The organism is Ruegeria sp. BHSC026 (genome assembly GCF_059613065.1).
Map to the genome: position 1 here is coordinate 216,824 of NZ_JBXWRV010000006.1, position 26,707 is coordinate 243,530.

Consider the following 26,707-nt stretch of genomic DNA (forward strand, 5'->3'; position numbering starts at 1 on the left):
CGGAATCCACATCCATTCCCGCAGAGCACGACGGTATGGGTTGAACAGCACCGGCGCTTGGCGTCGGTTTTGCACGGAATTCAATCAGGGACCTTGCCCAATGAGCTACAAATCCGACATTGAAATCGCGAGAGAGGCGAAAAAGCTGCCGATCCAGGAGATCGGGGCCAAGCTGGGCATCTCCAGCGACGATCTGCTGCCCTATGGCCACGACAAGGCAAAGGTCAGCCAGAGCTTCATCAACTCGGTTCAGGACCGCGAGGACGGCAAGCTGATCCTGGTGACCGCGATCAACCCGACCCCGGCGGGCGAGGGCAAGACCACCACCACCGTCGGTCTGGGCGACGGCCTGAACCGCATCGGCAAGAATGCGATGATCTGCATCCGCGAGGCCTCGCTGGGCCCGAACTTCGGCATGAAGGGCGGTGCTGCGGGCGGCGGCTATGCGCAGGTCGTTCCGATGGAAGAGATGAACCTGCATTTCACGGGCGACTTCCACGCGATCACCTCGGCGCACTCGCTGCTGTCGGCGATGATCGACAACCACATCTATTGGGGCAACGAGCAGGAAATCGACGTGCGCCGCGTTGCCTGGCGCCGCGTGGTCGACATGAACGACCGCGCCCTGCGCCAGATCACCTGCTCGTTGGGTGGTGTGGCCAATGGCTTCCCGCGCGAAGGTGGGTTCGACATCACCGTGGCCTCCGAGGTGATGGCGATTCTGTGCCTGGCCAACGACCTGAAGGATCTGGAAAAGCGTCTGGGCGACATCATTGTGGCCTATCGCCGCGACAAGTCGCCGGTCTATTGCCGCGACATCAAGGCCGAGGGCGCGATGACCGTTCTGCTGAAGGACGCGATGCAGCCCAACCTGGTGCAGACGCTGGAAAACAATCCGGCCTTCGTGCATGGCGGCCCGTTCGCCAACATCGCGCATGGCTGCAACTCGGTCATTGCAACCAAGACCGCGCTGAAGGTGGCCGACTATGTCGTGACCGAGGCCGGTTTCGGGGCCGATCTGGGCGCCGAGAAGTTCATGAACATCAAGTGCCGCAAGGCGGGCATCGCGCCGTCGGCGGTGGTGATCGTGGCCACGGTGCGTGCGATGAAGATGAATGGCGGCGTGGCCAAGGCCGATCTGGGCGCCGAAAACGTCGTGGCTGTACAGTCGGGCTGTGCCAATCTGGGCCGCCACATCGAGAACGTGAAATCCTTCGGTGTGCCGGTCGTCGTCGCGATCAACCACTTCGTCACCGATACCGATGCCGAGGTTCAGGCGGTCAAGGATTATTGCGCCGAGCATGGGGTCGAGGCGGTTCTGTCGCGCCATTGGGAGCTGGGCTCGGAAGGGTCCGAGGATCTGGCCCGCAAGGTCGTGGAACTGGCTGATGCCGGCACCGCAAATTTTGCGCCGATCTATCCCGACGAGATGCCGCTGTTCGAAAAGATCGAGACCATCGCCAAGCGTATCTACCGCGCCGACGAGGTGCTGGCCGATGCCAAGATCCGCAACCAGCTGAAGGAATGGGAAGCCGCCGGATACGGCAACCTTCCGGTCTGCATGGCCAAGACCCAGTATTCATTCTCGACCGATCCGGCGTTGCGCGGGGCACCCACCGGTCATTCGGTTCCGGTGCGCGAAGTACGCCTGAGCGCCGGTGCTGGCTTTATCGTGGTGGTGTGCGGCGAGATCATGACCATGCCCGGCCTGCCCCGCAAACCGGCGGCCGAGACGATCCGACTCAATGACGCAGGCCAGATCGAGGGCTTGTTCTAAGCCGCCGAATAAGACATCTCGTGGTCCGGGGAATCCCCGGGCCATGAGGAGATTGCGATGTCCACTCTGACACCGCCGCAGGACTGTAGAACCATGCAGGAACTGCGGAATCAGATCGACAAGCTGGACCGTCAGCTGATCGAGTTGCTGGTGACGCGCGCAACCTATATCGACCGCGCGTCCGAGCTGAAGCCGGGCGAGGGCCTTCCGGCCCGAATCCCTGAGCGTGTCGAAGACGTGGTGCAAAAGGTGCGTTCGAACTCGGTCGATTTGGGCCTGGATCCCGATCTTGCCGAAAGGCTGTGGCGCATCCTGATAGATTGGTCGATCGCGCGCGAAGAGCGTGTGCTCGGCCCGAGTTGAACGAACCGGGCGCCGCATGCGCCCGGCCCGGTGTTTGAACAGAAGGGATCGAGGGATGGTAGCCCAGGTTATCGACGGCAAGGCGTTTGCAACAAAGGTGCGCGCGCAGGTGGCCGACAAGGTCGCGAAGCTGAAAGAGGAACACGGCATCACGCCCGGTCTGGCCGTGGTGCTGGTGGGCGAGGACCCCGCCAGCCAGGTCTATGTCCGCTCGAAGGGCAAGCAGACCGTCGAGGTCGGCATGAACTCGTACGAGCACAAGCTGGACGCCGATACCTCCGAACAGGACCTGCTGGCGTTGATCGACAAGCTGAACAACGATCCGGCGGTGCATGGTATCCTGGTGCAGTTGCCGTTGCCCAAGCATCTGAATGAAGACCTGGTTATCAATGCGATCAACCCCGCCAAGGATGTGGATGGGTTCCACATCTCGAACGTGGGCCTGCTGGCCACCGGGCAGAAGGCCATGGTGCCCTGCACCCCGCTGGGCTGCCTCATGATGCTGCGGGATCATCATGGCTCGCTGTCCGGCTTGGATGCGGTGGTGATCGGCCGGTCGAACATCGTGGGCAAGCCGATGGCGCAACTGCTGCTGGGCGACAGCTGCACCGTGACCATCGCGCACAGCCGTACCAAGAACCTGCCCGACGTGGTGCGCAGTGCCGATATCGTCGTGGCCGCCGTGGGCCGCCCCGAGATGGTGCCCGGAGACTGGATCAAGGAGGGCGCAACTGTGATCGACGTGGGCATCAACAGGATCGAGCGCGATGGCAAGACCAAGCTGGTCGGGGATGTAGACTATGCAAGTGCGGCCGAACGGGCAGGTGCGATTACCCCCGTTCCGGGCGGTGTCGGACCGATGACGATCGCCTGCCTGCTGGCGAATACCCTGACGGCCTGCTGCCGGGAAAATGGTCTGCCCGAGCCCGAAGGTCTGACCGCATGACCACAGGTTGCGGCCAGAGCATGGCCGCAACCTGGCGACCGGCTGGACGCAATGGCCGGCCAGCCTGACTGCTCGGATTGCACACGAATAGTTTACTGGCGACCGATCGTATTGGATGCCGGTCGGTTTCATGATAATTCCATCTTATCAGAGTGTTGAAAGGTGAACGCGCCCGGCAGTCCCGGCCTGAACGGTGTGGGATCGGGGGGGGGTGGTGAGTTGGAATGACGTCGATGTTGCGCGGTATCGGGGCCGAGTGCACGCCGCAACGGCTTGTGGCTGGTTTTGTCTTTGTTCCGTTGTTCGCCTACACGGTCAATCCGTTCAACGAACTGGAATTGTCCTACCCTCTGCGGTTGGCGTTTTGGACCGGACTCATGGCTCTGGCGATTCTGGCGGTCAGAAGTGGGCGAAAATTCGCCTTGCGGCGTTTTGGGCATTTGGGAATGACGACGCGCGACTTTGCCGTCGCGCTGATGATCATGTTGTTTTTTACGCCGGTGTTCTGGGCCTTCACCGTGCTCCTTTTTTCGGCTTGCGGCTACCAGTCTCCGGGATTCGGCGCGGTCGGTGCCTATGGGGTGTTGTTGGGAACAGGCCTTGTTCTGGTGTCCAAAAGCAGCAGGAATGACTCTGCCGAGCAGCGGCCCATGGAATGCCCGCGTCTGGTTCGGCGCCTGCCCGAGGATTTCTCGGGCGACATTGTTCGGCTCAGCGCTCGGGGTCACCACGTCGACGTCGTGACGACGCAGGGGGTCTACACCGTGCGTCTTCGCCTGAGCGATGCCATGGACGAAATGGACCCGGTCATCGGCCATTGTGCGCACAGGTCTCATTGGGTGACCGAGGCGGCGGTCGAGGGTGTCGAGAAAGCCGGTGGCAAGCTGTTCCTGCGCCTTTGCAATGGCGATCTTGTCCCGGTCAGCCGGAAATACAAACCGAATCTGGAAGAAGCCGGTCTGGTCTGACCGGTCACCGCGGCATGGCGGTGAGGCGCGGCTGCACCCCGGTCAGGATCGCGCGCGCCTCGGGCCCCATCAAGCCGGACAAAGCGGTATCACTGCTGCGCAGCCCTCCGGTATAGGTGCCATAGGCCGGAAGAATCAGCCGCTGATCGTCGAAGAGAAACGCCGGACGTGTGATCAAACGGCCCCGGGCCCGCAGCCGCACCTTGGGGTGATAGTGACCCGAGACTTCGCCCTGCGCATCGTTTTGGGCGATGTGGCGAAATACCAGCGGCGCGCGGCGCCACTCGGCCAGGTGGGCGCCGCTCAGGGACACGGGCCCCGGATCGTGATTGCCCTCGATCCAGATCCACAGGCGGCCGGCCTGCAGGGTCGAGATCCGCAGACGGTCCGCCTCATCCAGCGTATCAGCGGCCTCAATGTCGTCGAAGCTGTCTCCAAGGCAGATCACGGTCTTGGCCCCGGTCCGCTCCAGGTCAGCGGTCAGGCGCGTCAGCGTGTCGCGGGTGTCATAGGGGGGCAGGGTTGGGCCGCCCCGCCGTGCCATGCGGGCCGATTTCCCCAGATGCAGGTCCGACACGCACAGCAGGTCATGATCGGGCCACCACAAGGCACCCGAGCCGAGGGCGTGCAGGCGCACGCCGGAAAACGAGAACGCGAGGCTGTTCATGGTCCGGTCCTTGCCTGATCCGCGCGTATTTTCAACCTGATTCTCAGTCCGGCGACAGACCCGCGGCCGCCAGCAGGCGGGCGCTTTCTTCGGCCAGAAGCCGTTCTTCGGCCGCGCCCTTGACCGGAACCTTTCCCACCTCGAGCAGCAACGGCGCCGCCAGCGGTGACACCCGATCCAGCCGGACCAGGTCGATCCGGTCGCCGATACGCGCGATCATCGCCTCGATCCGTCCGAAATCGACCAGCCCGCGCATGGCTTCTTCGCGGGTGATCTGCATCAGCAGGTGGTCGGGGTCGTATTTCAGCAGCGTGTCGTACAGGATGTCCGACGAAAAGGTCGCCTGCCGCCCGCTTTTGCGTTGGCCACCTGTATTGCGTTCGATCAGCCCGGCGATGGTGGCCGAGGCGCGGAAGGTCCGCTTCATCACCGCATTGCCCGCCAGCCAGTTGTCCAACCCGTCGCGTAGGGCCTCGATCTGGAACAGGGGGCTGGGGTCGGTCACCGCGTCCAGGCCCCAGATCAGCGTGGCATAGTCGGTCGCGACAAAGCCCAGCGGGGCCAGCCCGGTTTCCTCCATCCGTTTGGTCAGCAGCAGGCCCAGCGTCTGTTGTGCGTTGCGTCCGGCAAAGCCGTAAACGCACAGGTTTTCGCGGCCGTCATTTGGAAAGCTCTCGATCAACAGCCGGTCACGCTCGGGCAGCCGCGACATCCGACGCTGCAGATCCAGCCATTCACCCGTATGTTCGGGCAGTTGCGGCCAGTCGGGCTGTGCGAACATCCGCAGGATGCGATCGCTCAGCTGAGTCGAGGTGGCGAACTTGGTGCCTGAGAAGGTGGCGACCTTGGGCTTTTTGTCCGCACGGCGCGTGACTTCGACAACCGTTTCGCGCAGTCCTTCATAGCGCACGATCTGACCGCCGATCAGGAAGGTGTCGCCGGGGGTCAGCGATGCGGCAAAGGCCTCTTCGACCTCGCCCAAGGGTTTGCCGCCCCGGTTGCGCTTCAGCCTGACCTTCAGGGTATCGCTGTCCTGGATCGTGCCCAGGTTCATGCGGATGCGTTGCGCCGCGCGAGGGTCGCGCAGCTGCCACAGCCCGTCGGGGCGCTGTTGCAGGCGCTGCCAGCGGTCATAGGCCCGCAGCGCATAGCCACCGGTGGCGCAGAACTCCAGACAGGCATCGAAGGCCGCGCGGGACAGATCGGCATAGGGCCCGGCCGAGGTGACCTCGGCATACAGGGCATCGGCATCGAACGGCCCGGCGCAGGCGGCGATCAGGATGTGTTGGCACAATACGTCACGCGGGCCGGAGCCGCGCGGCTCGCCGTCCAGGTCGTGTTCGCGCGCGGCCTCCAGCGCGGCAACACATTCGACCACCTCGAACCGGTTTGCAGGCACCAGCAGAGCCTTGGACGGCGCGTTGTAGCGGTGGTTGGCCCGCCCGATCCGCTGGACCAGGCGCTTGACGTTTTTGGGGGCGCCGATCTGGATCACAAGATCCACGTCGCCCCAGTCGATCCCCAGATCGAGGCTGCCGGTGCAGACGATGGCGCGCAGGTCTCCACGGACCATCGCCGCTTCGACCCGTTCGCGCTGTTGCCGGTCGAGGCTGCCGTGGTGGATGCCGATGGGCAGGCCTTCGTCATTGGCCAGCCACAGGTTGTGAAAGAAGATCTCGGCCTGGGCGCGGGTGTTGTGGAAGATCAGCGTCGTCTTGTGCTGCCGGACCTGCTCCAGCACCGCCGGGATGGCATAGGCCGCGCCGCCCCCGGCCCACGGCGGCATTTCGGCCGTTTGCAACATGGCGATATCGGGGTCGGGGCCGGGGTCTGCCATAACGATGTTGCAAGGGTCGGGGTGGCGGGCCAGAAAGCGCGCGATGGCGTCCGGGTCCTCGACTGTGGCCGACAGGCCCACGCGCCGCAGATCGGGACACAGCGTCTGAAGGCGGGCCAGGGCCAGCATCAACTGGTCGCCCCGCTTGCTGTCGGCCAACGCGTGTATCTCGTCCACGATCACGCGCTGGACGCCCCGGAACATGCGGGGCGCATCCTCGTAGGACGTCAGCAGCGCCAGGCTTTCCGGGGTCGTCAGCAGGATATGCGGCGGGTCCACGCGCTGGCGTTTCTTCTGGGAGGGGGTGGTGTCGCCGGTGCGGTCTTCGATCCGGATCGGCAACCCCATCTCGTCGGCCGGGCCGCGCAGGTTGCGTTTGATGTCGGCGGCCAGCGCCTTGAGAGGCGAGACATAGATCGTGTGCAGCCCCTCATACCCATCGGCCAGTTCGATCAGCGAGGGTAGGAACCCGGCCATCGTCTTGCCGCCGCCCGTGGGCGCGATCAACAGCGTCGCCGGGGCCTGCGCCCTGTCGATCATGGCCTGTTGGTGCGGGTGGAGGGACCATCCCCTGGCAGAGAACCAGGCGTCTATTCGGGCGGGAGTCTGCGTCATGGACGCAGACTAGCCCGCCCGGTGTCAAAGCGGAATGCGGTTTGGGATCGTCTTATTTGACGATTTTCTCGTCCTTGACGAACATGTTCGCCCAGGCGCGGTCGATCAATTCGGGGCTCATCTGATAGGGGATGCCCTCGAACTCGCAGATCGAGATCATCTGGTCGATCAGGAAGATCGGCTGATAGTTCGCATAGACATTGTTGATGGTCGGATACTTGACCTTCAGCAGATGCACCAGCGCAGCCTCGTCCAGCGGCATTCCACGCTTGCGGGCGACCATGGCAAAGATCTTCAGGAAGTTTTCCTGGTTCGGGCCGTCAATTTTGATCTTGAAGAAGATCCGGCGCAGCGCGGCCTGGTCGAAGATCTCGTTGGGGTGAAAGTTGGTCGAGAAGATGACCAGCGTGTCGAAGGGCACCTCGAACTTTTCACCAGACTGAAGACCCAGAATGTCCTTGCCTTCTTCCAGCGGAACGATCCACCGGTTGATCAGGGCCTGCGGCGGCTCGGCCTGGCGGCCAAGGTCGTCCACGATGAAGATGCCGCCGGTCGATTTCAGTTGCAGCGGCGCCTGATAAGTGCGTGCCGTAGGGTTGTAGACCAGGTCCAGCATGCTCAGCGACAGTTCACCGCCGGTGATCACCGTGGGGCGTTCACATTTAACATAGCGCGAGTCGAACCGCTTGCGGCGGCGCAGGCTGTTGGGGTCGTCTGGTTCGTCTTCGATCGCGTTGTGCACGATCGGATCATAGACGGTAATCACCTGGCCGGCATATTCGATCGCGCGCGGCACATAAACATTGTCGCCCAACGCATCGCGAATCCCGTTCGAGATTGAGGACTTACCGTTGCCCGGCGGACCATACATCAGGATCGAGCGACCGGCGCTGACCGCGGGCCCGAGATGGTCCAGCAGGCTGTCGGGCAGGACAAGATGACCCATGGCGCTGGTCAGTTGCTCGCGGGTGACTTGGATGTTGCGGATCGACTGGCGCTTGACCTGTTCGCGATAGACATCCAGCGGCACGGGCATAGCGCCGAAATACTCGGACTGGCTCAGCGCATCCAGTGCCCGCGCCTTGCCGGCATCGGTCAGTTGATAGCCCATCTCGTTTCCGCTGTTGGCGTTCAGCGTGCCGGTCGCCTCGAGCAGTTTTTGTTCGCGGGCGATATCGACCAGTTCCTGCGTGACCGATGCCGGCAAGCAGACCGCCTGGGAAATCTGTGTGACCGTGTCGACGTTCTTGCGGAAGATGGTCTTGAGAAGGATGTCCCGCATCATCACCAGCGGAAGCTGCATTTCCTCCAGCCCTTTCGGGGAAGGGGGGGCCATCACGGAAGTGGTCTGCATATTCATGAGCGCTGCTCGTCCATCAAAATGTCACACGATAGTCCCCCGTTAAGGGGCGGATGTGGAAAATCTGGCGCAGCTTTGTGGCAGCACCATGGCGCGGGCGCGGCGCAGGAAAGATGGTTTAAGAACCGTAAATGGCGCCGAGAATTAGGTAGATGGCCAGAGCCCCGGCAAGCGCCAGACCCATAGGAAATTTGTTGCCCTGGTCCCAGCTTTCCCATTCTGGCGCGAACCGGCGCAAGCCGGAATGTTTCGCCAGTCGGTGGGTCGTGAACGCTGCCAAGACCGTGGCCATCAGGATGGCGGCAACCGACAGAAGGTCGCCCAACCAAACATAGGGGGCGGCGGCGGCGCAGAATTTGGCGTCACCGGCCCCCATGACGCCTGCGGCGTTCAGCAGGATGCCAAGAAACAGGACTACGATCAGGTGATACAACTGCCAGGCGTAGACCGGCAGCGAAAAGGACAGCGGGCCAAGCGTTCCGGGCAGCCAATCGCCCGACCAGGGTGGAACCGCGATCAGGCCCACCACCGCGAACACGGCCGCCAAGGCGACGACCGCGTGGTTCTTGATGCGCATCTCACGCATGTCGGTAAAGGCGACATACAGGCAAATGGGCAGGACAAAGGGCAAGAACCACAGTGCCGCGGCAGAAGGGATGGTCATCTATCAGGCTTCCTCGAGTGCGCGCAACGATCGCACCGCCTCGTCGAAATACTGCGGGTGCGTCGCGATGGCCTCGCGGAACAGGTTCTTTGCCAGGTTCACGTCGCCGCGCTTGACGGCCGAGATCGCCATCGTGTTCAACAACTCGGCCCGTTCAGCCTGGGTCATGGGAATCACGGGCATGGAATAGTTGCCCTGTGCGGCTCGGGCCAAGACCAAATTGTTCTTGGCGGTGAACAGGTTTTTGTCCTGGCGGATGGCCTCGGTGAACAGCCGCTCGGCTTCGGCATACTGGCCGCGGCTCAGTTTGGAATACCCCCAATTGTTCATGACACCGGCCGGTCGGGTCGTCAGACCCACGGCAGTCTCATAGAAATGATCGGCGCGTTTCCAATCCTTGTTGGCATCGGCGACCAAGGCTTCGAGGCGGTATCGCTTAAAAGTCTCGTGCGTCGGCGGCACGGAATCAAGGACTTCCTTGGCATCTTTCCAGTTTCCGCTGCGGACCAGCGCATCCGCATATTCAACCCTGTCGGCGCTGGTGGCACCGGGCATCGTGGTCACGCGTTTCCACGCGACCGCGGCTTCGGTGCTGCGTTTGGCGCGAACCAGAGAAATGGCCAGGCCACGCTGCAGGTCGATCCGGTCGGGGTTCTTGCTGGCGGCGCCCTGGAAATAGGTGACGGCCTCGTCCGGGTTCGACGCATTCAACATCACGTCGTTCAGGTTGGTCTCGTCGATGACGTTCACTTCCTGGAACGTGCGTTCGACCTTTTCCTGCTCGGTTTCCTTGGCGCAGGCCGTCAAGATCAGCCCGCATGCCGCGACTGTGGGAATCAGAAAGCTGTGGCGCATTTTTGCGTCCCTTGCTGCTCGTGCCTCTGTTATCGGTTCCTGCGCAACAGGAATGCCCCATCCCCTTGTTGCTCAAGCCGGAATTCTTGTTCTTGCGTAGTATTATTAACAGGATTTTCCATTTTTGCGAGTGCCAAGCGCAGATTGTCCCGGATTGCGTCACTTTCGCCATTGTCCAGCGCATAGGCCCGTTGGAACACCTGCGAGGCTTCGGCATATTCACCGGTTTCCATCAGCAACACGCCCAGATTGTTCCAGGCGATTGGCCATTCCGGGTCTTTCTCCACGGCTTCGCGCAACAGCGGTTCCGCCTGGCCAAGACGCCTGAGCCCAAGATTGGCGGTGCCGATCGAGGTCAGGATCTCGGCGGTCATCCCTTCGGCCAGCGCCGCGCGGGTGAAAGACTCCAGCGCCAGTTCGTATTCTCCGGCGGCCATCAGGCGGTTGCCGACGGCAACTTCGTCGACCGGGCCGCCCTTGGGGTCGATCCCCGGGGGGTAGGGGCCTTGGGTCAGGCCTGTCTCGGTACACGAAACCACCGCGGATGCGGCCGCGGTGGTTGTCAGGATGAAAATCCCTGTTCTTGTGACGCGAAGCAGCGACGTCTGCATCCGGCTATTTGCTCATGTTCGTAAAGTCCATGATCCCCTTGGCCGAAGGCCCGATCAGAATGATCAGCAGCGGCGGGACCGTCAGCATCATTGTGGCAAGCGTCATTTTGGTTGGCAACTTGTTTGCGGCCTCTTCCGCGCGCATAACCCGCTTGTCACGCATCTCGCCCGCATAGACCCGCAATGCATCGGCGATCGAGGTGCCGAAAGTCGCCGATTGGATCATCACGGTCACGAACGAGCTGACGTCCTGCACGCCGCAGCGGGTGCCGAAGTCGCGTAGAACCGTGTCCTTGTCCTTGCCCGCCTTCATTTCGTAGGCAACGGTTTCAAATTCCTGGGCGATTTCCGGATAGGATGATTGCATTTCGGACGCCACGCGAACGATGGCCTGATCCAGCGACTGACCCGCTTCCACGCAGACAAGCATCAGGTCAAGCGTATCGGGGAAGCCGGCGGTGATGGCTTCTTTGCGTTCTTCGATGCGGCGCGTGATCCAGTATTTGGGGATGTAATAGCCGATGGCACCGGGCACCAGCACGCGGATCATCATCTGCTGGCCGGTAAACTCCTGCCCGTTGTTGAACACGGTGACCAGCAACACCCCGATGATGATGCCGGAAATTCCCAAAGCGAACTGCGCAAAATGGAAGAACCGAACCGCGTCCTTCGACCGGTAACCGGCCTGACGCAGCTTGAGCTCCATGGCGGAATATTCTTCCTGGTCCTTCGGCTCAAGAAAGTTGGCGAATTTCTCCAGCTGTTCGTTGCGGCTTGAATTGCGCAGCTGGTCCTTTTTGCTCTTTTTTTCGCGCTTGGGCGCCGCGTTGGCGCGCTGCAGCTTCTTCAGGGGGTCTTCGGGCTGGTTCAGCAGAATGGGGATGGTGATTAGGATCATGAACAGGCCCAGCACGCCCACGACGATCAGCGGCCCGAACTCTCCCAACTGCTGGGTCAGAAAATCATTGATTTGGTTCAGGATTTCCATGCTTGCCCCTTCAGACCTTGATGTTGGTGAGGATGCGCATCACGATCAGGTTCAAGGTCAGCATGATGCCGACAACGAAGCAGGCCGGGATGAACCACGGGTGATCAAGGACCGAGTCATAATAATTTGGGTCCTTCACCAGGATAAACAGCAGGCAGCCGACAGGGAACCCTGACAGGAACTTGCCCGACCACTGTGCCTCGGCGGTGATGGCCTTGACGCGCCGAAACAGACGGAAGCGGGCCCGGATCACCTTGGCAAGACCGGCAAGGATTTCGGCCAGGTTGCCGCCGGACTGCTGTTGAATACCCACCGCAACGGCCAAGAAGCGAAGGTCCTGCATGTCCAGACGCTCGGCCATGTCCTTGAGCGCTTCGCCCACGTCGCGGCCATAGGCGCATTCGTCGGCGATCACACCAAATTCGGTACCCAACGGGTCTTCGACCTCGTTGGCGACGATCTGAACGGACGATACGAACGGGTTGCCCACCCGCAGCGAGCGCACCATCAGTTCGACCGCATCCGGCAGTTGTTCCTCCAGCATTGCCATCCGCTTTTTGGCCTTGCTGTTCACCCAAGCATAGACCGCACCGACCCCGATCGCCACCGACAGCGCAACCCGCAACAGTGTCTCGGTGCGGGTGCCGATGCTCAGCCCCATGAAGGCAACGATCGACAGCAGGGCCATCATCATGATCAACTGGCGCGGGCTGAAGGCGATCGCTGCCTTTTGCGCCTTGTCGGCCAACAGGGAATAGAGCGGGATGCTCTGCGATTTCATGTGCTGCTGCATTTCCTTGCGCAGCTGTTCCAGCACCTGTTCGCGACCGACACCCTTGTCAAGCATGTCCAGACGGCGATTGACCTTGCTGTTCAGGCTGATGGACTTGCCGAAAGCCACCAGATAGATGCCTTCGACCAGCGCCAGAACCCCGACGAAGATCGCGACATAGATGAGCGCCTCGGTAGGCAGTTGCATGTCCGGCTCTCCTACATGGTCGTCGGTTCATAGATCGATGCGGGCAGGTCATACCCCCAAAGACGGAACCGTTCCGAATAGTGGCTGCGTACGCCCGTGGCCGTGAAGTGACCGATGATCTTGTTATCGGGTGTCAGGCCAACGCGTTGAAAACGAAAGATTTCCTGCATCGAGATCACGTCACCTTCCATGCCTGTAATCTCGGTGATCGAGGTCATGCGGCGCGAGCCGTCCTGCAGGCGGCTAGCCTGCACGATCAGGTTCACGGCGCTTGCGATCTGGCTGCGCACGGCCTTGATCGGCATTTCGATCCCGGCCATCGCGATCATGTTTTCCAGACGCGAGATACCGTCGCGGGCCGAGTTGGCGTGGATCGTGGTCATCGAGCCGTCGTGGCCGGTGTTCATGGCCTGCAACATGTCGATCACCTCGGCGCCGCGTGTCTCGCCGACGATGATGCGGTCGGGGCGCATCCGCAGGGCGTTCTTCAGACAGTCGCGCGGGCTGACTTCGCCCTTGCCTTCCACGTTGGGCGGGCGGCTTTCCATCCGGCCAACATGGGTCTGCTGCAGCTGCAGTTCCGCCGTGTCCTCGATGGTCAGGATGCGTTCGGCATCGTCGATGAAGCTGGACAAAGCGTTCAGCGTGGTGGTCTTACCCGAGCCGGTACCACCCGACACGATGATGTTCAGGCGGGTGGACACCGCGGCCTGAAGATAAGCGGCCATTTCCTCGGTAAAGGCGCCGAATTTCACAAGGTCGTCGATGCTGAGCTTGTCTTTCTTGAATTTCCGGATCGACACCAGCGATCCATCCACCGCGATAGGGGGGACCATTGCGTTGAAACGCGACCCATCTGCCAGGCGGGCGTCGACATAGGGGTTCGACTCATCGACACGCCGGCCCACGGCCGACACGATCTTGTCGATGATCCGCATCAGGTGCTTTTCATCCTTGAAGGTGACGTCGCTCAACTCTAGCTTGCCGAACCGTTCGACAAAGATCTGATGCGGGCCGTTGACCAGAATATCGCTGACCGTGTCGTCCTGCAGCAGCGTTTCCAGAGGACCGAGTCCGGTCACCTCGTCATACAGCTCTTTGTTCAGCTGCGAGCGGTCTTCGCGGTTAAGAACGATGTTCTTGGCTTCCAGGACTTCGCTTGCGATGGCGCTGATCTCGGCCCGAAGTTCCGCCTCGGACGCGTTTTCCAGCGCAGCCAGGTTCAGGTTTTCCAGAAGCTCGCGATGCAGCTCGATCTTGATTTCGCTCAGACGCTCTTTGCGCTTGCGCTCGCGGTCCATTCCCTTGACTTCGCCCTGTTTTTTGACCGCGGGCTTGCGCGCGACGGCCGTCGAAGATGACGGCTGGGCCGAGCTCGCAGGTGCTTCCGGAGACTTGGCTGTCTCGGTCGGCGTGGCCACCGGCTGAGCGGCTGGTTGCTTCTTGTATCGTGAAAACACGGCGGCTCCTCCCCTTGGGGGCTGTGATTATGCGGCCTCGGCGCTGTTGCTGCCGAGGCTGTGCAATGACTGAGCAAGTTTGGCGATTTCCCGACGCAGCGGGTTCTTGGCGGCGGAATTGGCCAGCGGCAATCCGTGATCGCCGGCCTGAAGAACCGGTTTGCCACCATCCGGCAGCTGCAGGTCGATTGAAATGCCCAGGCTTTCGCCCATGCGCTTGACCCGGCTCTTGCCATTGAGATCGGTGAATTTCGGCGCGCGGTTCAGCGCGAAACGCAACTTGTTGAAGGGCAGTTCCTCGGCCTGAAGCGCCCGCTTGAGACGCAGCGCGTTCTGGGCCGAGCGCATGTCGAGTTCGATCAGGGCGAAATACACATGTGCAGCCTGCAACACCGTTTCGGACCAATGCACCAGCGTCTTGGGCATGTCGATCAGAACGTAGTCATAGTGTTTGCGGGCCATGTCGATCACGCGCTGAATATCTTCGGGCGTGAGCAGGTCCAGCGGCACCATGTCCGACGGGGCCGTCAGCACGTCGAGCTTGTCATCGAATTTCTGCAGCGCCTGTGCGAACACGTCATCATCCATGGCGGCGGTGTCCGACAGCATCTCGAACACGGCTTCGCGGCGGGGAAGATCCAGATAGGTCGATACGGTCCCGTACTGAAGATCAAGGTCGATCAGGCAGACCCGAGGGGCATCCTTGCCCGAAACGGTTGCAAGTTCCCAGGCAAGGTTCACCGCCATGGTCGTGGCGCCGACGCCGCCGGCCAATCCTTGAACCACCAGAAGCGCGCCTTCCTTCGGCGACCCGGCCGCCAGCGGCACGGCGGTTGGTTGCGGCACCGGTTCGGGATCGGGCTGGTTTATTCGGTCGATGGCTTCTTGCAACTCGTTTTCCGGCAGAGGGTAGGGAACGAACTCGTCCGCCCCCTTGCGCAGCAGTTGATGCAGCGCCGCCGGCGTGACGTCTTCGGCGATCAGAACAACCTTGATGTTTTTGTCCTTGGCCTTCGTGATGATCTCGCCCATCAGCGTCAGATCGTCTTCATCCTCGCCATCGATGGCCAGAGCCACGAATTGAAGGGATTCGGCTTCGGGTTGGTTGAAAAAGGCAAGCGCTTCGGCAAAACCAAGATCACCCCAGCGTTCACCCAGGGCGGTTTCCATGTCCTCGATCAGCAGGTCGAAGTTCTGCACGTCCCGGCTGATCGTACATGCCAGAATGGCGGTATCATCATTTTGCGGCGTGGCGCTCGTCATTAACACAATCCTCGTCGTAGGAGCGCAGCAAACGTCGATACGGTCGAGAATCGTGTGTCGGTTTGCTGTCGCCCTGTTGCGGCCAATTTCGGCCGCAGGTCACCCAATTGTTCACAATGTCGCTTGGAACTGGGGCAAGAATGGGGCGCAAAAAAACCAATTGTAGGGAAACGGGCGACGATGTCGCCCGATTTCCAATTATTGTTCGCTGGTCTCGCCCAGCGCCGTCTCGCGGCTCAACTTGCTCGTGTAGGTCGCGCTTTCGACATACTCGCGATAGATGACCTCGGCGTATTTCCCATCCAGGATGTTGGGATGGCGGTCCACAAGGCCGGATACCTCGGTCACGGTGCGCCGGTTGCGGCGGTCGCGATTCGGTGTCGCCACCAAAGGCTTGGTCTTGCCGAACGACACCAACGCCTCGAGGCGCGCGCGTGAGATCCCCTGTTGAACAAGGAAATTCACCGCCGCATTCGCGCGGCGCAGACCCAGGTTGTAGTTGTAGCTCTGCGAGCCGACCGCATCCGTGTGTCCATAGACGCGGAACCGGGCTTCGGGGAACTGTTTGATCCAGTTGGCCTGCTGCAAGAGGATCCGGCGCGCCGACTCGTCCAACTGGGCGCTGTCGAAGGCAAAGTTGATTTGGGTCGGGACCTCGGCCGCGAAGCGCTGAGCCAGGATCTGGCCATAGGACAACTCGCCGTTCATGACCTGAACGTTGTTCAGGGTCGCATTGCCAAAGGCGCCTTGGTCGATCTCGTAGCCGGCTTCTCGGGTGCAGTTGGCAACCGCGACTGCAAGACCCAGTGTGATCATCCACTTTTGCATTGGTCTGTCCTCCCTATCAGTCCAGGACATAGCCGTAGGAGCTGCCGAAATCCTGTTTGGCAACTTCCGACGCCGCGCCGTTGCCCGTGCGCTCGGTGCGGGCTACACGACCATTGACGAAAAGGTCGAATTCGCTTGGCGGTTTGACCCGATCCGTAGGCAAGGCCAGCGCTTCGCCGCGCGTCGGCGACACAAGATGCGCGGTGATGATGATCACCAGTTCGCTCTGCTCGCGCTGGTATTCGGCGCTTCGGAACAACGCGCCCAGCACCGGAACGTCGCCCAGCCAGGGGATCTGATTGCTCAGGTCGGTAAAGTCGTCCTGGATCAGGCCCGCGATCGCAAAACTTTCTCCGTCGCGCAGTTCAACCGTCGTGCTGGTCTGGCGCGTGATGAAACTGGGAACGTTGTCGCCGTTGATGGTGAAGTTCGAGCCGGTGTCGATGCTGGACACCGACGCGGCCATCTCGAGGTTGATCAGGTCACCGTCAACGACCCGCGGCACAAAGTCGATCTCGACGCCGAAGGCCTTGTATTCGATGGCAACCACGCCGTCATCCTGCGGTACGGGAATCGGAACCTCGCCACCGGCAAGGAACGTCGCCTCCTGGCCAGACAGTGCCGACAGGTTCGGTTCGGCCAAGCTGCGGGCCAAGCCTTTTGCTTCCAGCGCTTCGAGCAGCAGGCGAACCTGGGTCGACCCCGCGCCGAAGCCGAACAGAATGGCGCCCGTATTGGACTGGGCCACCGGAATGTTGTTGGCCAAGGCATTGGTCAGGGCGGGCTGGTTGTTCAGCGTGTTGATGCCGCCGGTCACGTCACCGCCGCCAAAGCCCAGTGACGCTGACAGGTTCTTGGCCACCGAGCGGTTCATTTCGGCAAAGCGGACCTTCAGCATGACCTGCTGCACACCACCGACATTCATCAGGTTCGATACGCGTTCGGGGGCGTAGCGCTCGGCCAGTTCCAGTGCCCGCGCCAGCTTGGCCGAGCTGGAAACCGTGCCAGACAGCACGATCCCGTCATTGGCGGTGCGCACCTCGATCGGTTCGTTTGGCAGAATCTGCCTCAGGCGCTCTTTGAATTCGGTCACGTCCGGTGCGACCCGAACACTCACATTGGTGATCAGATTGCCGGCGCCGTCGAACAAGGTCAGCGTCGTCATGCCGGGCGCCTTGCCCAACACATAGATGGTGCGGTCCGAAAGCGACGAAATATCCGCGATGCCCGCATTCGCGATGCTGAGCTCGGCGAAAGGTGTTTCGCTTTCAACCACGATGGCGCGGTTGATCGGCACATCCAGCGTTTCCGCCGTACCTTTCTTGACCACGCGAAGATTTTCGGCCCAAGCGGCATCGAAGCCGGCCGGGCTCGTAACAAGCGCTACCCCCAAAAGGGTTGCGCCAATCCAGGAACGAAATGTCATGTGACCTGCCTCTCCGATCACCACTCAGTTTTTTGTGGGTCTGTTGCCCTATGATGGCGAACTGTGCGCGAATTCGGGTTTTATTGCAATAATCAAGGGTTTCCGGAATTTTCCTTATGTGGAGAATGGGCAACAACCAAAACGAGAGAAGCCGCGCACATGGCGCGGCTTCATTCCGAATTTGGCTGGCAAGCTATTGAGCAAGCATCAGTTTGTGCAGGGGATCGGAGTCTCTACGATCTGATCGCCCCGGCGGGTCCGAATGGTGCAGACCTTCTCCTCTTGCTTGACCGGAGCTGGTGCGCTCTCCTTGATGCCCAACAGCTTACGCTGGTCCATTTCGATGGCGCTTGCGACGGTTTCATCCTGTACGCCCACCAAAGCCAGCGACAGCCGCCCGGTGTTCTGCGCCTGTGCCAGTGCCGCGATCTGTTCGGGGGTGGCGGCCACCGTCACCGTTCGGGCAATGGTCGTGCCCGTCACGTCGGAACCGGCCGTCTGGTCCACGGCTATCAATTCGATATTCGGCTGGATCAGGCGCGTGATCTCGCCGTTCGCGCCCTCGACCGCGCCCCGCAACGACCCGGTCCAGTACACATCGACCACATCCCCGGGGCGCAGGAAGCCCGAAACGCCCGAGGCCACGTCCACACTGATGGCAAAGGCGCGTTTGCCCTTTTCCAGCAACGAGGTCAGGCCGGCTGGTTCACCCGGTTTGGTGATCTTCACCGCCATGATGGCCTCGTCCTTTTCCATCGCACGCAAAACGAACCGCTCGTTCTGGCCCGTTTCGGGGAACAGCGCGCTCATGTCGGTGAACGTGCCTTCGGGAATCGCGTTTTCGGGCCATTCGACCACGCGCACATCCTCGGCGGTCAGCGGTTCACCATATTTCAGTTTGCGATTCGAGACGATGACGCCCACGGTCGGCACCGCGTCGACCTTGGCATTTGCGAGCGCCTCCTGGGCGGCTTGGCGTTCGCGTGCCAGTGCGTTCTGATATTCGGAAATGTAATTTCGGGCCATGTACACCGCGCCACCAGCCAGGGCGACCCCGACGATCAGGACAAGTCCAAAAACAGCTCGCATGCGTTCACCTCTTTATGTTGTTGGTCGCACGTGTATCGGCCCAAACAAGACATTGAAACAGCATATTTGATAAATCCGAATTGTGTCGAAATGTGGGACAAATTCGAGATTTTCAGCAGGGTTGTTTGGGGAAATCTCGAAAATGCCGCGCCACAAGCGCAAACCATGGTGCAATGGCTGGTTGCGTTGGCCGACCCAAAGCCCGACCTTTTGAAAGGCGGGCTGGATTTCGCCGCGTCAATTCCCGCTGATGCCCGCGGTCACGATGCCGCCGTTCCCTCCGGCGCTGGTGCCGGTGCTGACGGTCGAACCGCTCAACGCCGTATCAACGTTGCCGCCCATGTTGGTTGTCGCCGTCTGTATGACCAGATAGGTCACCATCGACAGTCCAACGACCAGCGCGGTTACGACAACCCAATCAACTGTGACAGCGCCGCCTTCGTTGCAAATGAATTTTTTTGCAAAGCGGATCATTGTGTATACCCCTTAACCGTTCGGGTCTCTTGCTTTGCGCCCACTCCGCAGCTGTTGCCGAACGTACCGTTGCTTTCGTCTCCTCGTGGAACCTGACCGCGCGTCCAAGGCGGGCGGCCGACAGGCCGGGCGGCGAGCTATGCCCATTTCGACACTCGGAATCCTGAGTTTTGGCGAAAAAAAAGCCGCGCCAGTTCTGGCGCGGCCAATCTTGCATGGTCCGGGGCTTAGCCGCCGGTGCCGTTTGTGCTTGCGGTGATACCGCCCTCTGTGCCGCCGTTGACTGTCGTGCCGGTGGAAACGGTTGCGCCGGTCAGAGTTGTATTTACGTTTTCGGCCAGGCCGGTCGCACCCGACGAAATCCCTTGATAAGCAACGGTGCCCAGGCCCACGACGGCCGCGGTCAGAACGACCCAGTCAACAGTCACGGCGCCGCTTTCGTCGTTGCGGAATTTCTTGAAGAGCTTGATCATGTTACGTCCCTCCTAAAGGATCACTAAGCTAATAAAACCTCGGGGTCTTTCCAGAGCGTCCTCTCTCAGTCTGCTCATGACCGTCTCGGTATGGCATTATGTTTGCCCTGCCCGCATGGCAGGATTTGGGCCAAACAGATGATTTTCTTCCGCGCGCTTAACTTTTTAGTCATTTTTCTTGGAACACATTGAAGTGTAACAAAAAAAAATTCCTCATATCTTCGGGGTGGGGCGCGTTCCGATGCAAAATTGCGGCAAATGAGGCAAAAACGCCCCAATTCATGTGGTTTTTCTGGCCCGCCGCGCGGATTCGCGTAACAAATCAACGCCAAAAGAAGATGAGGCAGGTAAGATGAGAATCCCGAGCGTACTGACATGCGCCGGCGTTTTGGCGTTTGCAGCAGCTTTCGTTGCACCGGCCCAGGCCACCGATATCGAACCGCGCGGCGTCTACAAACGGATCAAGGCGCCCAAGCCGGGCACGCGTCCGCATGTCACCGTCCAGATATCGGCCGAGGAACATGCCAAGGCGCCATCGGCCCCCAGCACGGGCGCCACGCTTGTCGTGCCCGACATCATTGCCCGCACCAAAGTACCGGCGGCCAACCTTCCGCAGATCCAGCCCGAGAAAACGCCCGAAGGTGCATACAAGGCCTTCTGGGCGAGGATTTCGCCTGACATGGCCCAGGCTGGTCCGGGAAGGCTGGATCCAGCGCTTCAGGCGCTGGCAACGGTCGGGGTCGCTTCGCCGCGGCTCCAAACACTGCAGCGCATCGTCGAGCAGCGCGGCGTGGATATCCTGCGCTCGACCGTGGGCACGAAGGTATCGCCCGCGCTGGTATTGGCCGTGATGTCGGTGGAGTCCGGAGGACGCGAGACAGCCGTCAGCTCGGCTGGGGCGCAGGGGTTGATGCAGCTGATGCCCGCCACCGCCAAGCGGTTCGGGGTGACCGACAGCATGCTGCCGGAGGAGAACATTGCCGGTGGCGTGAAATATCTCGACTGGTTGATGGGAGAGTTCGGGAGCGATCCGATCCTCGTGCTGGCCGGTTACAACGCGGGGGAGGGCGCAGTGCGCAAACACAATGGCGTGCCGCCTTACGCTGAAACCCGCGACTATGTGCCCAAGGTGCTGGCGGCGTTCCAGGTCGCCCGCGCCTTGTGCGCCACACCTCCCGATCTTGTTTCCGACGGTTGCGTGTTTCAGACCATGAAGTGAAAAAGGCCCGCGCAATCGCGGGCCTTTTCAGTTCCCAACGCCAACCGGGTCAAGCGACGATGGTCGCCTCGGTCGCCGCGCGCATCTCTTCTTCGCTGACGCCATCGGCCAGTTCGACGATCTTCAACCCGCCTTCGACCACGTCCAGCACGCCCAGGTTGGTGATGATGCGGTCAACCACGCCCTTGCCGGTCAGCGGCAGGGTGCATTCCTTCAGCACCTTGCTGTCGCCGTGCTTGTTGGTGTGGTCCATCACCACAATGACCCGTCCGACGCCGGCTACCAGGTCCATCGCGCCGCCCATGCCCTTGACCAGCTTGCCCGGTATCATCCAGTTGGCCAGATCGCCTTTCTCGTCGACCTCCATCGCGCCCAGGATCGCCGCCGCGATCTTGCCGCCGCGGATCATGGCAAAGGACGTGGCGCTGTCGAAATAGGCGGTGCGGGGCAGTTCGGTGATGGTCTGCTTGCCGGCGTTGATCAGGTCGGGGTCCTCTTCGCCCTCATAGGGGAAGGGGCCCATGCCCAGCATGCCGTTTTCCGATTGCAGGGTGATGTCCTTGTCGCCCACATAGTTCGCCACCAGCGTCGGAATCCCGATGCCGAGGTTCACATACATGCCGTCTTCCAGTTCCTCGGCCGCACGCGCGGCCATCTGATTGCGGTCCCAGGGCATTACGCTTCCTCCTTCTTGCGGGTGGTGCGCTGTTCGATGCGCTTCTCGTGCTGACCTTGAATTACCCGGTGCACATAGATGCCGGGCAGGTGGATGCAGTCGGGGTCCAGCGAACCGCGCGGCACGATCTCTTCGACCTCGGCCACACAGATCTTGCCGCAGGTCGCGGCCGGCACGTTGAAGTTGCGGGCGGTCTTGCGGAACACCAGGTTGCCGGTGTCGTCGGCCTTCCATGCCTTGACGATGGCCAGATCGGCAAAGATCCCTTCCTCGAGGATATAAGTCTCGCCGTTGAACTCCTTGTGCTCCTTGCCCTCGGCGATCACGGTGCCGACGCCGGTCTTGGTGTAGAAGCCCGGGATGCCCGCGCCACCGGCGCGCATGCGCTCGGCCAGGGTGCCTTGCGGGGTGAATTCCAGCTCAAGCTCGCCCGACAGGTACTGGCGCATGAATTCGGCGTTCTCACCGACATACGAGCTGATCATCTTCTTGACCTGCCGCGTCTGCAGCAGGATGCCGATGCCGAAATCGTCGACGCCTGCGTTGTTCGAGGCAAAGGTCAGATCCTTCACGCCCGACTCCTTGATCGCCTGCAGCAGCAATTCGGGAATGCCGCACAGGCCGAACCCGCCGGCCGCGATCAGCATGCCATCCCGAAGTACCCCATCGAGGGCCTCGGTGGCATTGGCATAGACTTTCTTCATGGAAAACTCCCCCAACGACATGGTGATGGGCAGGTTGTGCCGCCACGTCATTGGGAAGTCAATGAAACCTGCGGGCGGGTGGTATTTCTACCTAGGTGCAGTGGGAGATGAGCTCGGATTCTCCAACCGATATGGCCCGAGCTTCTCGCGCAAGGCCACGGACAGCGAGGGCTTGTGATAGATGCCCTTTCTTACCCAGCTATCAGTCAATTGAAACTGGCGTGTTTCGTTCCACCCCAGCATTTCATCGTGCGGCACGAGATACCAAAAGCCGTCACTAGGGAATGCCATCCAAATGTTTCGACCAATGTATCGTTTGTCGATGGTCCAGCGAGACTTCTGTTGTACCACCCTTAGATCGCCATCGATTTCCCGATAGGCGATCAAATCCACGCCTTCATCAAAAACAGGAATGAAAACGTTATAATTCAACCTCAATAGTGTTGAGCAAAGTTCATTTCTCAGGATGATTTCGTTTTTGCTCACTTTTCACCCCTCCGCCCTCTATTTACTCTTCTTCTTGGGCGCAGCCTTTTTGCGGGTGCCTTTCTTGGCCGCCTTCTCATTGACCAGTTCCACCGCCATTTCGGGCGTCACGTCTTCGGGCTTGATGTCCTTGGACAGGGTCGCGTTGATCTTTTCCCACTTCACATAAGGCCCATAGCGCCCGTCCAGAACCTGGATCGCGCCGCCATCGGGATGCTCGCCCAGTTCCTTCAGCGGTTTGGCCGCAGCCCGCCCACGCCGCCCGGGGTTTGCGCGCTTTTCCGCCAACAGTTCGACGGCCCGGTTCATGCCGATTTCGAACACGTCGTTGGGATCCTTGAGGTTGGCATAGACCGGCTTCGCCTCATCCGGCAGCTGGTGCATGATATAGGGACCGAAGCGCCCGAAATTGGCGCTGATAATACCACCCTCGGGGTGTTCGCCGATCTCGCGCGGCAGGCTCAGAAGGGTCAGCGCCTTCTCAAGGTCCATGGCATCCTTGTTCCAGCCCTTTGGCAAAGAGGCGCGCGGCGGTTTCTTGTTCTCGGGCGTGGCTTCGCCGCGCTGGACATAGGGGCCGAAGCGTCCGGATTTCAGCCAGATCTCATCTTCGCCATCCATGCCCAGCAGACGTTCCTCGCCCTCGGCGCCTTCACCGGCGATGGGGCGGGTATAGGTGCATTCGGGATAGTTCCCGCAGCCCACGAATCCGCCGGTCCGCGAGGTTTTCAGGTGCAGCCGTCCGACCCCGCATTTGGGGCAGATGCGCGGATCCGAGCCATCCTCGCGCGGGGGGTACAGCTGCGGGGCCAGCGCCTCGTCCAGCTTGTCGAGCACTTCTGAAATCCGCAGCTCGGACGTCTCGGCGATCGCGGCCGAGAAATCGCGCCAGAACTTGGATAGCAGGTCCTTGTAGTCGCGGGCGCCGGCGCTCACCTCGTCCAGCTGCTCTTCGAGGTTGGCAGTGAATTCGTACCCGACATACTGGCGGAAGAAATTCAGCAAGAAGATCGTGACGATCCGGCCCTTTTCCTCGGGGATCAGGCGGTTCTTGTCCTTGCGGACGTAACCGCGGTCCTGAATCGTGGTGACGATCGAGGCATAGGTCGAGGGTCGCCCGATACCCAGTTCTTCCATCCGTTTGACCAGTGTCGCCTCGGTATAGCGCGGCGGCGGTTGGGTGTGGTGTTGCAGCGCCAGAACCGTCTGGTTGTCCGACAGGATGGCCTTCTTGTCCGCGCCGTCGGCGGTAGCCTTGTCAAACTGATCCTTCAGCGTGGTCTTGGCAAAGCGCGCCGGATCACCCTGCATGATCTGGGGCAGGCGCTTGTCATCCTCGTCCTCGACATCGTCGCGGCCTTCCTCGTAGACGCGCATGAAGCCGTCGAATAGCACGACCTGACCGGTGGCGCGCAGGCCCACTTGGCCGTCATCGCTGCCGATTTCGACGGTGGTGCGTTCCAGCCGCGCGGCCGCCATCTGGCAGGCGATCGTACGTTTCCAGATCAGATCGTACAGCTTGCGCTGATCGTCATCCGACAGTTTCAGGGCGGCCGCATCCTTGGTCATGTCCGTGGGCCGGATGCATTCGTGCGCTTCCTGCGCGTTCTTGGCCTTGTTCTTGTACATGCGCGGGCTGTCCGGCACGTATTCGGCACCGAACCGGTCCTTGATCGCGTCCCGCGTGGCCGCGACGGCCTCGGGCGCCATGTCGATGCCGTCGGTTCGCATATAGGTAATGTGCCCGGCCTCGTACAAACGCTGGGCCACCTGCATCGTGTGGCGCGCGCCCATACCGAACTTGCGGCTGGCTTCCTGCTGCAGGGTCGAGGTCATGAACGGAGCGCTGGGGTTGCGCGCGGCCGGCTTGGCCTCGACCGAGGTCACGCTCAGCGCGCGGCTGGTGATCGCCTGAACCGCCAGTTCGGCCTGGGTTGCATTGGCGATGTCATGCTTGTCCAGCTTCTTGCCGGCCAGCGTGACTAGCCGCGCCTCATAGGTCTGGCCGCGCGGCGTTTCGAACAGCGCCTTGACCGACCAGTATTCAACGGGCTTGAACGCCTCGATCTCCATCTCGCGCTCGACGATCAGGCGCAGGCAGACCGATTGCACGCGTCCGGCCGATTTCGCGCCGGGCAGCTTGCGCCACAGAACCGGCGACAGGTTGAAACCGACCAGATAGTCCAGCGCGCGCCGGGCCAGATACGCCTCGACCAGAGGCATGTCGACCTCGCGCGGGTTCTGCATCGCCTTGGTCACCGCATCCTTGGTGATGGCGTTGAAGGTCACGCGCCGAACCTCGGTGTCCTTCTTGATCGAGCGGCGTTTGGTCAGCGCCTCCTGCAGGTGCCAGCTGATCGCCTCGCCCTCGCGGTCGGGGTCGGTGGCCAGGATCAGCGCGTTGTCATCCTTGAGCGCATCCGCGATGGCCTTGACGTGTTTGCGGCTATCGGCGGCGACCTCCCATTTCATGGAAAAATCGTGGTCCGGATCGACCGATCCGTCTTTCGGAGGCAGGTCGCGAACATGGCCGTACGAAGCCAGAACCGTGTAGTCGGGGCCGAGATATTTGTTGATCGTTTTTGCCTTGGCCGGGGATTCTACAACAACTACAGGCATTTAGTCTAAAACCTCGCTCGACGGATTGGGCGGCATGTATGGCCGTGCAAGATGTGGAGGGCAAGGCGGATTTGTCAATGCACTGTATTGCGCGTCCGAATTCCGGTGCGCTGCGAGCCGGTGAAACGACAAATCGAACCCGGGTCAGACGGCCAGAGACAACAGCCCGCCCGCCTGTCTTTGGATGCGCCCCGCCAGCTCCAGTTCGACCAGAATCGGGCCGACGGCGCTGGCCGGAACCTGCACGTCCCGGATCAGTTGGTCTTCGGCCACCGGCGAAGGACCAAGGCGCGACAGGATCATACCCTGCAAGTCGTCGGTCGAAATCGGATGCACCTGATCCGGAGCGGGCTGCGGGGAAGCGGACGCATCGAACAGATCGGTTGTCTGTGGAGGCAGGGCTTCGATCACGTCGTCGACCGATCGCACCAGCGTGGCGCCTTCGCGGATCAACAGGTTGCACCCCGCCGCGCGCGCGTCGAACGGATGGCCCGGCACGGCCAACACGTCGCGCCCCTGGTCCAGAGCGTCGCGCGCAGTGATCAGGCTGCCGGATTTGGCAGCGGCTTCGACCACCACCACCGCCTGCGCCAGGCCCGAGATGATCCGGTTGCGACGGGGAAAATGCCGGGCTTGCGGGGTGACGCCCATGGGCTGTTCGGACAGGCGCAGACCCCGCAGCGCTATATCGCGGGCCAAATCCGTGTTCTCGGCCGGATAGATGACGTCGACACCACCGGCCATCACTGCGACCGTTCCAGATTCCAACGCGACCTTGTGGGCAGCGGTATCGATTCCCCGCGCCAACCCCGAAACCACGACATAGCCTTGTGCGCCCAGCCCGTCTGCCAGTGCGCGGGCCATCCGTGCGCCCAACGACGAACAGTTCCGAGCCCCGACAAGGGCAATCATCTTCCGATGCAGGATTGACGTATCCCCAATTGCCCAAAGCAGGGGGGGCGCATCGGACAAGTCCGCCAGCATTGAGGGGTAGTCAGCCGAGCCAAGGCACAAAAGCCGCGCTTTGGCGGCTTTTGCGGCCTTGAGCTCTGCCTCGATCATGCCGGGTGGGCATGTTTCATACCCTTTGACTCCGGCAGCGCGTGCCACTTCCGGCAGCGCGGCCAGCGCATTCTGCGCCGAGCCATGTTCGTGCAGCAGGCGCCGGAACGTGGCCGGGCCGACCTTGCGCGAACGCATCAGACGAAGCCAAGAAAACCGGTCCTCTTCCGTGGTGGGTGGGAGTGGGGGGTGAATGGAAGATTGCTGCTCTTCGGTCATCCGTGGCTCCGCCTGATTGCAGAACTGGTTTACGGCTGGCCGGGTTAACAGCGCGTGAATCTCGAAAAATTTTAGGAGT

25 protein-coding genes are annotated in these 26,707 nt (G+C 61.3%); 5 read left to right on the forward strand and 20 right to left on the reverse strand.

Features of this window, described 5'->3' with window-relative positions; all coding sequences use genetic code 11:
* Nucleotides 1-100: 100 nt before the first annotated feature.
* The 4 genes from AC2FME_RS10345 to AC2FME_RS10360 all read left to right on the forward strand — a co-directional run bounded on the left by AC2FME_RS10345 (nucleotide 101) and on the right by AC2FME_RS10360 (nucleotide 4,054).
* Nucleotides 101-1,777 (forward strand): formate--tetrahydrofolate ligase, encoded by a 1,677-nt coding sequence (locus tag AC2FME_RS10345; protein WP_496800373.1) that lies wholly within the window; start codon nucleotides 101-103, stop codon nucleotides 1,775-1,777.
* 57 nt (nucleotides 1,778-1,834) lie between these two features.
* On the forward strand, nucleotides 1,835-2,140 hold the full coding sequence (locus AC2FME_RS10350; RefSeq protein WP_496681374.1) for a chorismate mutase: 306 nt from the start codon (nucleotides 1,835-1,837) through the stop codon (nucleotides 2,138-2,140).
* A gap of 55 nt (nucleotides 2,141-2,195) precedes the next feature.
* Nucleotides 2,196-3,086: a bifunctional methylenetetrahydrofolate dehydrogenase/methenyltetrahydrofolate cyclohydrolase FolD gene (folD, locus tag AC2FME_RS10355; RefSeq protein WP_496681376.1), complete on the forward strand. Its 891-nt coding sequence runs from the start codon at nucleotides 2,196-2,198 to the stop codon at nucleotides 3,084-3,086.
* Between the two features lie 224 nt (nucleotides 3,087-3,310).
* Nucleotides 3,311-4,054 (forward strand): LytTR family DNA-binding domain-containing protein, encoded by a 744-nt coding sequence (locus tag AC2FME_RS10360; RefSeq protein ID WP_496800374.1) that lies wholly within the window; start codon nucleotides 3,311-3,313, stop codon nucleotides 4,052-4,054.
* 4 nt (nucleotides 4,055-4,058) lie between these two features.
* On the opposite strand, the gene pdeM is transcribed toward AC2FME_RS10360, so the two are convergent.
* The 15 genes from pdeM to AC2FME_RS10435 all read right to left on the reverse strand — a co-directional run bounded on the left by pdeM (nucleotide 4,059) and on the right by AC2FME_RS10435 (nucleotide 19,643).
* Entirely contained in the window at nucleotides 4,059-4,721 is a 663-nt protein-coding gene (gene pdeM, locus AC2FME_RS10365; RefSeq protein WP_496711360.1) for a ligase-associated DNA damage response endonuclease PdeM, read from the reverse strand.
* Nucleotides 4,722-4,764: 43 nt separating this feature from the next.
* The gene (locus AC2FME_RS10370) at nucleotides 4,765-7,173 is read right to left on the reverse strand and encodes a ligase-associated DNA damage response DEXH box helicase (RefSeq protein ID WP_496800375.1); all 2,409 of its coding nucleotides are present in this window, start codon (nucleotides 7,171-7,173) and stop codon (nucleotides 4,765-4,767) included.
* 52 nt (nucleotides 7,174-7,225) lie between these two features.
* Nucleotides 7,226-8,533: a DUF8689 domain-containing protein gene (locus tag AC2FME_RS10375; RefSeq protein ID WP_496711362.1), complete on the reverse strand. Its 1,308-nt coding sequence runs from the start codon at nucleotides 8,531-8,533 to the stop codon at nucleotides 7,226-7,228.
* A gap of 118 nt (nucleotides 8,534-8,651) precedes the next feature.
* Nucleotides 8,652-9,197: a prepilin peptidase gene (locus AC2FME_RS10380; protein WP_496800376.1), complete on the reverse strand. Its 546-nt coding sequence runs from the start codon at nucleotides 9,195-9,197 to the stop codon at nucleotides 8,652-8,654.
* Nucleotides 9,198-9,200: 3 nt separating this feature from the next.
* A complete protein-coding gene (locus AC2FME_RS10385) occupies nucleotides 9,201-10,052 on the reverse strand; it encodes a tetratricopeptide repeat protein (protein WP_496800377.1) in 852 nt (283 codons plus the stop codon).
* 29 nt (nucleotides 10,053-10,081) lie between these two features.
* Complete coding sequence (locus AC2FME_RS10390) at nucleotides 10,082-10,663, reverse strand: tetratricopeptide repeat protein (protein WP_496681395.1); 582 nt, start codon at nucleotides 10,661-10,663, stop codon at nucleotides 10,082-10,084.
* Nucleotides 10,664-10,667: 4 nt separating this feature from the next.
* Nucleotides 10,668-11,651, reverse strand: a complete 984-nt coding sequence (locus tag AC2FME_RS10395) for a type II secretion system F family protein (RefSeq protein WP_496688411.1) — start codon at nucleotides 11,649-11,651, stop codon at nucleotides 10,668-10,670.
* A 10-nt stretch (nucleotides 11,652-11,661) separates the two neighbouring features.
* The gene (locus AC2FME_RS10400) at nucleotides 11,662-12,630 is read right to left on the reverse strand and encodes a type II secretion system F family protein (protein ID WP_496681400.1); all 969 of its coding nucleotides are present in this window, start codon (nucleotides 12,628-12,630) and stop codon (nucleotides 11,662-11,664) included.
* Nucleotides 12,631-12,641: 11 nt separating this feature from the next.
* Entirely contained in the window at nucleotides 12,642-14,090 is a 1,449-nt protein-coding gene (locus tag AC2FME_RS10405) for a TadA family conjugal transfer-associated ATPase (RefSeq protein WP_496681403.1), read from the reverse strand.
* Nucleotides 14,091-14,117: 27 nt separating this feature from the next.
* Entirely contained in the window at nucleotides 14,118-15,353 is a 1,236-nt protein-coding gene (locus tag AC2FME_RS10410) for a CpaE/TadZ family protein (RefSeq protein ID WP_496681406.1), read from the reverse strand.
* A gap of 198 nt (nucleotides 15,354-15,551) precedes the next feature.
* Nucleotides 15,552-16,181: an OmpA family protein gene (locus tag AC2FME_RS10415; protein ID WP_496800378.1), complete on the reverse strand. Its 630-nt coding sequence runs from the start codon at nucleotides 16,179-16,181 to the stop codon at nucleotides 15,552-15,554.
* Between the two features lie 16 nt (nucleotides 16,182-16,197).
* A complete protein-coding gene (locus tag AC2FME_RS10420; RefSeq protein ID WP_496800379.1) occupies nucleotides 16,198-17,607 on the reverse strand; it encodes a type II and III secretion system protein family protein in 1,410 nt (469 codons plus the stop codon).
* Between the two features lie 207 nt (nucleotides 17,608-17,814).
* Nucleotides 17,815-18,696, reverse strand: a complete 882-nt coding sequence (cpaB, locus tag AC2FME_RS10425) for a Flp pilus assembly protein CpaB (protein WP_496800380.1) — start codon at nucleotides 18,694-18,696, stop codon at nucleotides 17,815-17,817.
* Nucleotides 18,697-18,933: 237 nt separating this feature from the next.
* Nucleotides 18,934-19,170, reverse strand: coding sequence for a hypothetical protein (locus AC2FME_RS10430; RefSeq protein WP_496800381.1), 237 nt, complete (start codon nucleotides 19,168-19,170; stop codon nucleotides 18,934-18,936).
* Between the two features lie 227 nt (nucleotides 19,171-19,397).
* Nucleotides 19,398-19,643 (reverse strand): Flp family type IVb pilin, encoded by a 246-nt coding sequence (locus AC2FME_RS10435; RefSeq protein ID WP_496800382.1) that lies wholly within the window; start codon nucleotides 19,641-19,643, stop codon nucleotides 19,398-19,400.
* A gap of 352 nt (nucleotides 19,644-19,995) precedes the next feature.
* Between AC2FME_RS10435 and AC2FME_RS10440 the strand changes: the two genes are divergently transcribed.
* Nucleotides 19,996-20,862, forward strand: a complete 867-nt coding sequence (locus AC2FME_RS10440; protein ID WP_496800411.1) for a lytic transglycosylase domain-containing protein — start codon at nucleotides 19,996-19,998, stop codon at nucleotides 20,860-20,862.
* A gap of 49 nt (nucleotides 20,863-20,911) precedes the next feature.
* Here AC2FME_RS10440 and AC2FME_RS10445 read toward each other — a convergent pair whose 3' ends face one another.
* The 5 genes from AC2FME_RS10445 to dprA form a co-directional block, all read right to left on the reverse strand.
* Entirely contained in the window at nucleotides 20,912-21,538 is a 627-nt protein-coding gene (locus AC2FME_RS10445; protein ID WP_496800383.1) for a CoA transferase subunit B, read from the reverse strand.
* On the reverse strand, nucleotides 21,538-22,242 hold the full coding sequence (locus AC2FME_RS10450; protein WP_496800384.1) for a CoA transferase subunit A: 705 nt from the start codon (nucleotides 22,240-22,242) through the stop codon (nucleotides 21,538-21,540). The genes AC2FME_RS10445 and AC2FME_RS10450 overlap by 1 nt, the downstream gene beginning before the upstream one ends.
* 87 nt (nucleotides 22,243-22,329) lie before the next feature.
* A complete protein-coding gene (locus AC2FME_RS10455; protein WP_496800385.1) occupies nucleotides 22,330-22,728 on the reverse strand; it encodes a hypothetical protein in 399 nt (132 codons plus the stop codon).
* Between the two features lie 18 nt (nucleotides 22,729-22,746).
* Nucleotides 22,747-25,347, reverse strand: coding sequence for a type I DNA topoisomerase (gene topA, locus AC2FME_RS10460; RefSeq protein WP_496800386.1), 2,601 nt, complete (start codon nucleotides 25,345-25,347; stop codon nucleotides 22,747-22,749).
* Nucleotides 25,348-25,491: 144 nt separating this feature from the next.
* Nucleotides 25,492-26,628, reverse strand: coding sequence for a DNA-processing protein DprA (gene dprA / locus AC2FME_RS10465; protein ID WP_496800387.1), 1,137 nt, complete (start codon nucleotides 26,626-26,628; stop codon nucleotides 25,492-25,494).
* Between the last annotated feature and the right edge of the window lie 79 nt (nucleotides 26,629-26,707).

What these genes read in the sequence shown, in the direction of transcription:
- AC2FME_RS10345 (WP_496800373.1), top strand. Translation starts at nt 101, where the DNA reads ATGAGCTACAAATCCGACATTGAAATCGCGAGAGAGGCGAAAAAGCTG.
- AC2FME_RS10350 (WP_496681374.1), top strand. Translation starts at nt 1,835, where the DNA reads ATGTCCACTCTGACACCGCCGCAGGACTGTAGAACCATGCAGGAACTG.
- folD (WP_496681376.1), top strand. Translation starts at nt 2,196, where the DNA reads ATGGTAGCCCAGGTTATCGACGGCAAGGCGTTTGCAACAAAGGTGCGC.
- AC2FME_RS10360 (WP_496800374.1), top strand. Translation starts at nt 3,311, where the DNA reads ATGACGTCGATGTTGCGCGGTATCGGGGCCGAGTGCACGCCGCAACGG.
- pdeM (WP_496711360.1), bottom strand. Translation starts at nt 4,721, where the DNA reads ATGAACAGCCTCGCGTTCTCGTTTTCCGGCGTGCGCCTGCACGCCCTC.
- AC2FME_RS10370 (WP_496800375.1), bottom strand. Translation starts at nt 7,173, where the DNA reads ATGACGCAGACTCCCGCCCGAATAGACGCCTGGTTCTCTGCCAGGGGA.
- AC2FME_RS10375 (WP_496711362.1), bottom strand. Translation starts at nt 8,533, where the DNA reads ATGAATATGCAGACCACTTCCGTGATGGCCCCCCCTTCCCCGAAAGGG.
- AC2FME_RS10380 (WP_496800376.1), bottom strand. Translation starts at nt 9,197, where the DNA reads ATGACCATCCCTTCTGCCGCGGCACTGTGGTTCTTGCCCTTTGTCCTG.
- AC2FME_RS10385 (WP_496800377.1), bottom strand. Translation starts at nt 10,052, where the DNA reads ATGCGCCACAGCTTTCTGATTCCCACAGTCGCGGCATGCGGGCTGATC.
- AC2FME_RS10390 (WP_496681395.1), bottom strand. Translation starts at nt 10,663, where the DNA reads ATGCAGACGTCGCTGCTTCGCGTCACAAGAACAGGGATTTTCATCCTG.
- AC2FME_RS10395 (WP_496688411.1), bottom strand. Translation starts at nt 11,651, where the DNA reads ATGGAAATCCTGAACCAAATCAATGATTTTCTGACCCAGCAGTTGGGA.
- AC2FME_RS10400 (WP_496681400.1), bottom strand. Translation starts at nt 12,630, where the DNA reads ATGCAACTGCCTACCGAGGCGCTCATCTATGTCGCGATCTTCGTCGGG.
- AC2FME_RS10410 (WP_496681406.1), bottom strand. Translation starts at nt 15,353, where the DNA reads ATGACGAGCGCCACGCCGCAAAATGATGATACCGCCATTCTGGCATGT.
- AC2FME_RS10415 (WP_496800378.1), bottom strand. Translation starts at nt 16,181, where the DNA reads ATGCAAAAGTGGATGATCACACTGGGTCTTGCAGTCGCGGTTGCCAAC.
- AC2FME_RS10420 (WP_496800379.1), bottom strand. Translation starts at nt 17,607, where the DNA reads ATGACATTTCGTTCCTGGATTGGCGCAACCCTTTTGGGGGTAGCGCTT.
- cpaB (WP_496800380.1), bottom strand. Translation starts at nt 18,696, where the DNA reads ATGCGAGCTGTTTTTGGACTTGTCCTGATCGTCGGGGTCGCCCTGGCT.
- AC2FME_RS10430 (WP_496800381.1), bottom strand. Translation starts at nt 19,170, where the DNA reads ATGATCCGCTTTGCAAAAAAATTCATTTGCAACGAAGGCGGCGCTGTC.
- AC2FME_RS10435 (WP_496800382.1), bottom strand. Translation starts at nt 19,643, where the DNA reads ATGATCAAGCTCTTCAAGAAATTCCGCAACGACGAAAGCGGCGCCGTG.
- AC2FME_RS10440 (WP_496800411.1), top strand. Translation starts at nt 19,996, where the DNA reads ATGAGAATCCCGAGCGTACTGACATGCGCCGGCGTTTTGGCGTTTGCA.
- AC2FME_RS10445 (WP_496800383.1), bottom strand. Translation starts at nt 21,538, where the DNA reads ATGCCCTGGGACCGCAATCAGATGGCCGCGCGTGCGGCCGAGGAACTG.
- AC2FME_RS10450 (WP_496800384.1), bottom strand. Translation starts at nt 22,242, where the DNA reads ATGAAGAAAGTCTATGCCAATGCCACCGAGGCCCTCGATGGGGTACTT.
- topA (WP_496800386.1), bottom strand. Translation starts at nt 25,347, where the DNA reads ATGCCTGTAGTTGTTGTAGAATCCCCGGCCAAGGCAAAAACGATCAAC.
- dprA (WP_496800387.1), bottom strand. Translation starts at nt 26,628, where the DNA reads ATGACCGAAGAGCAGCAATCTTCCATTCACCCCCCACTCCCACCCACC.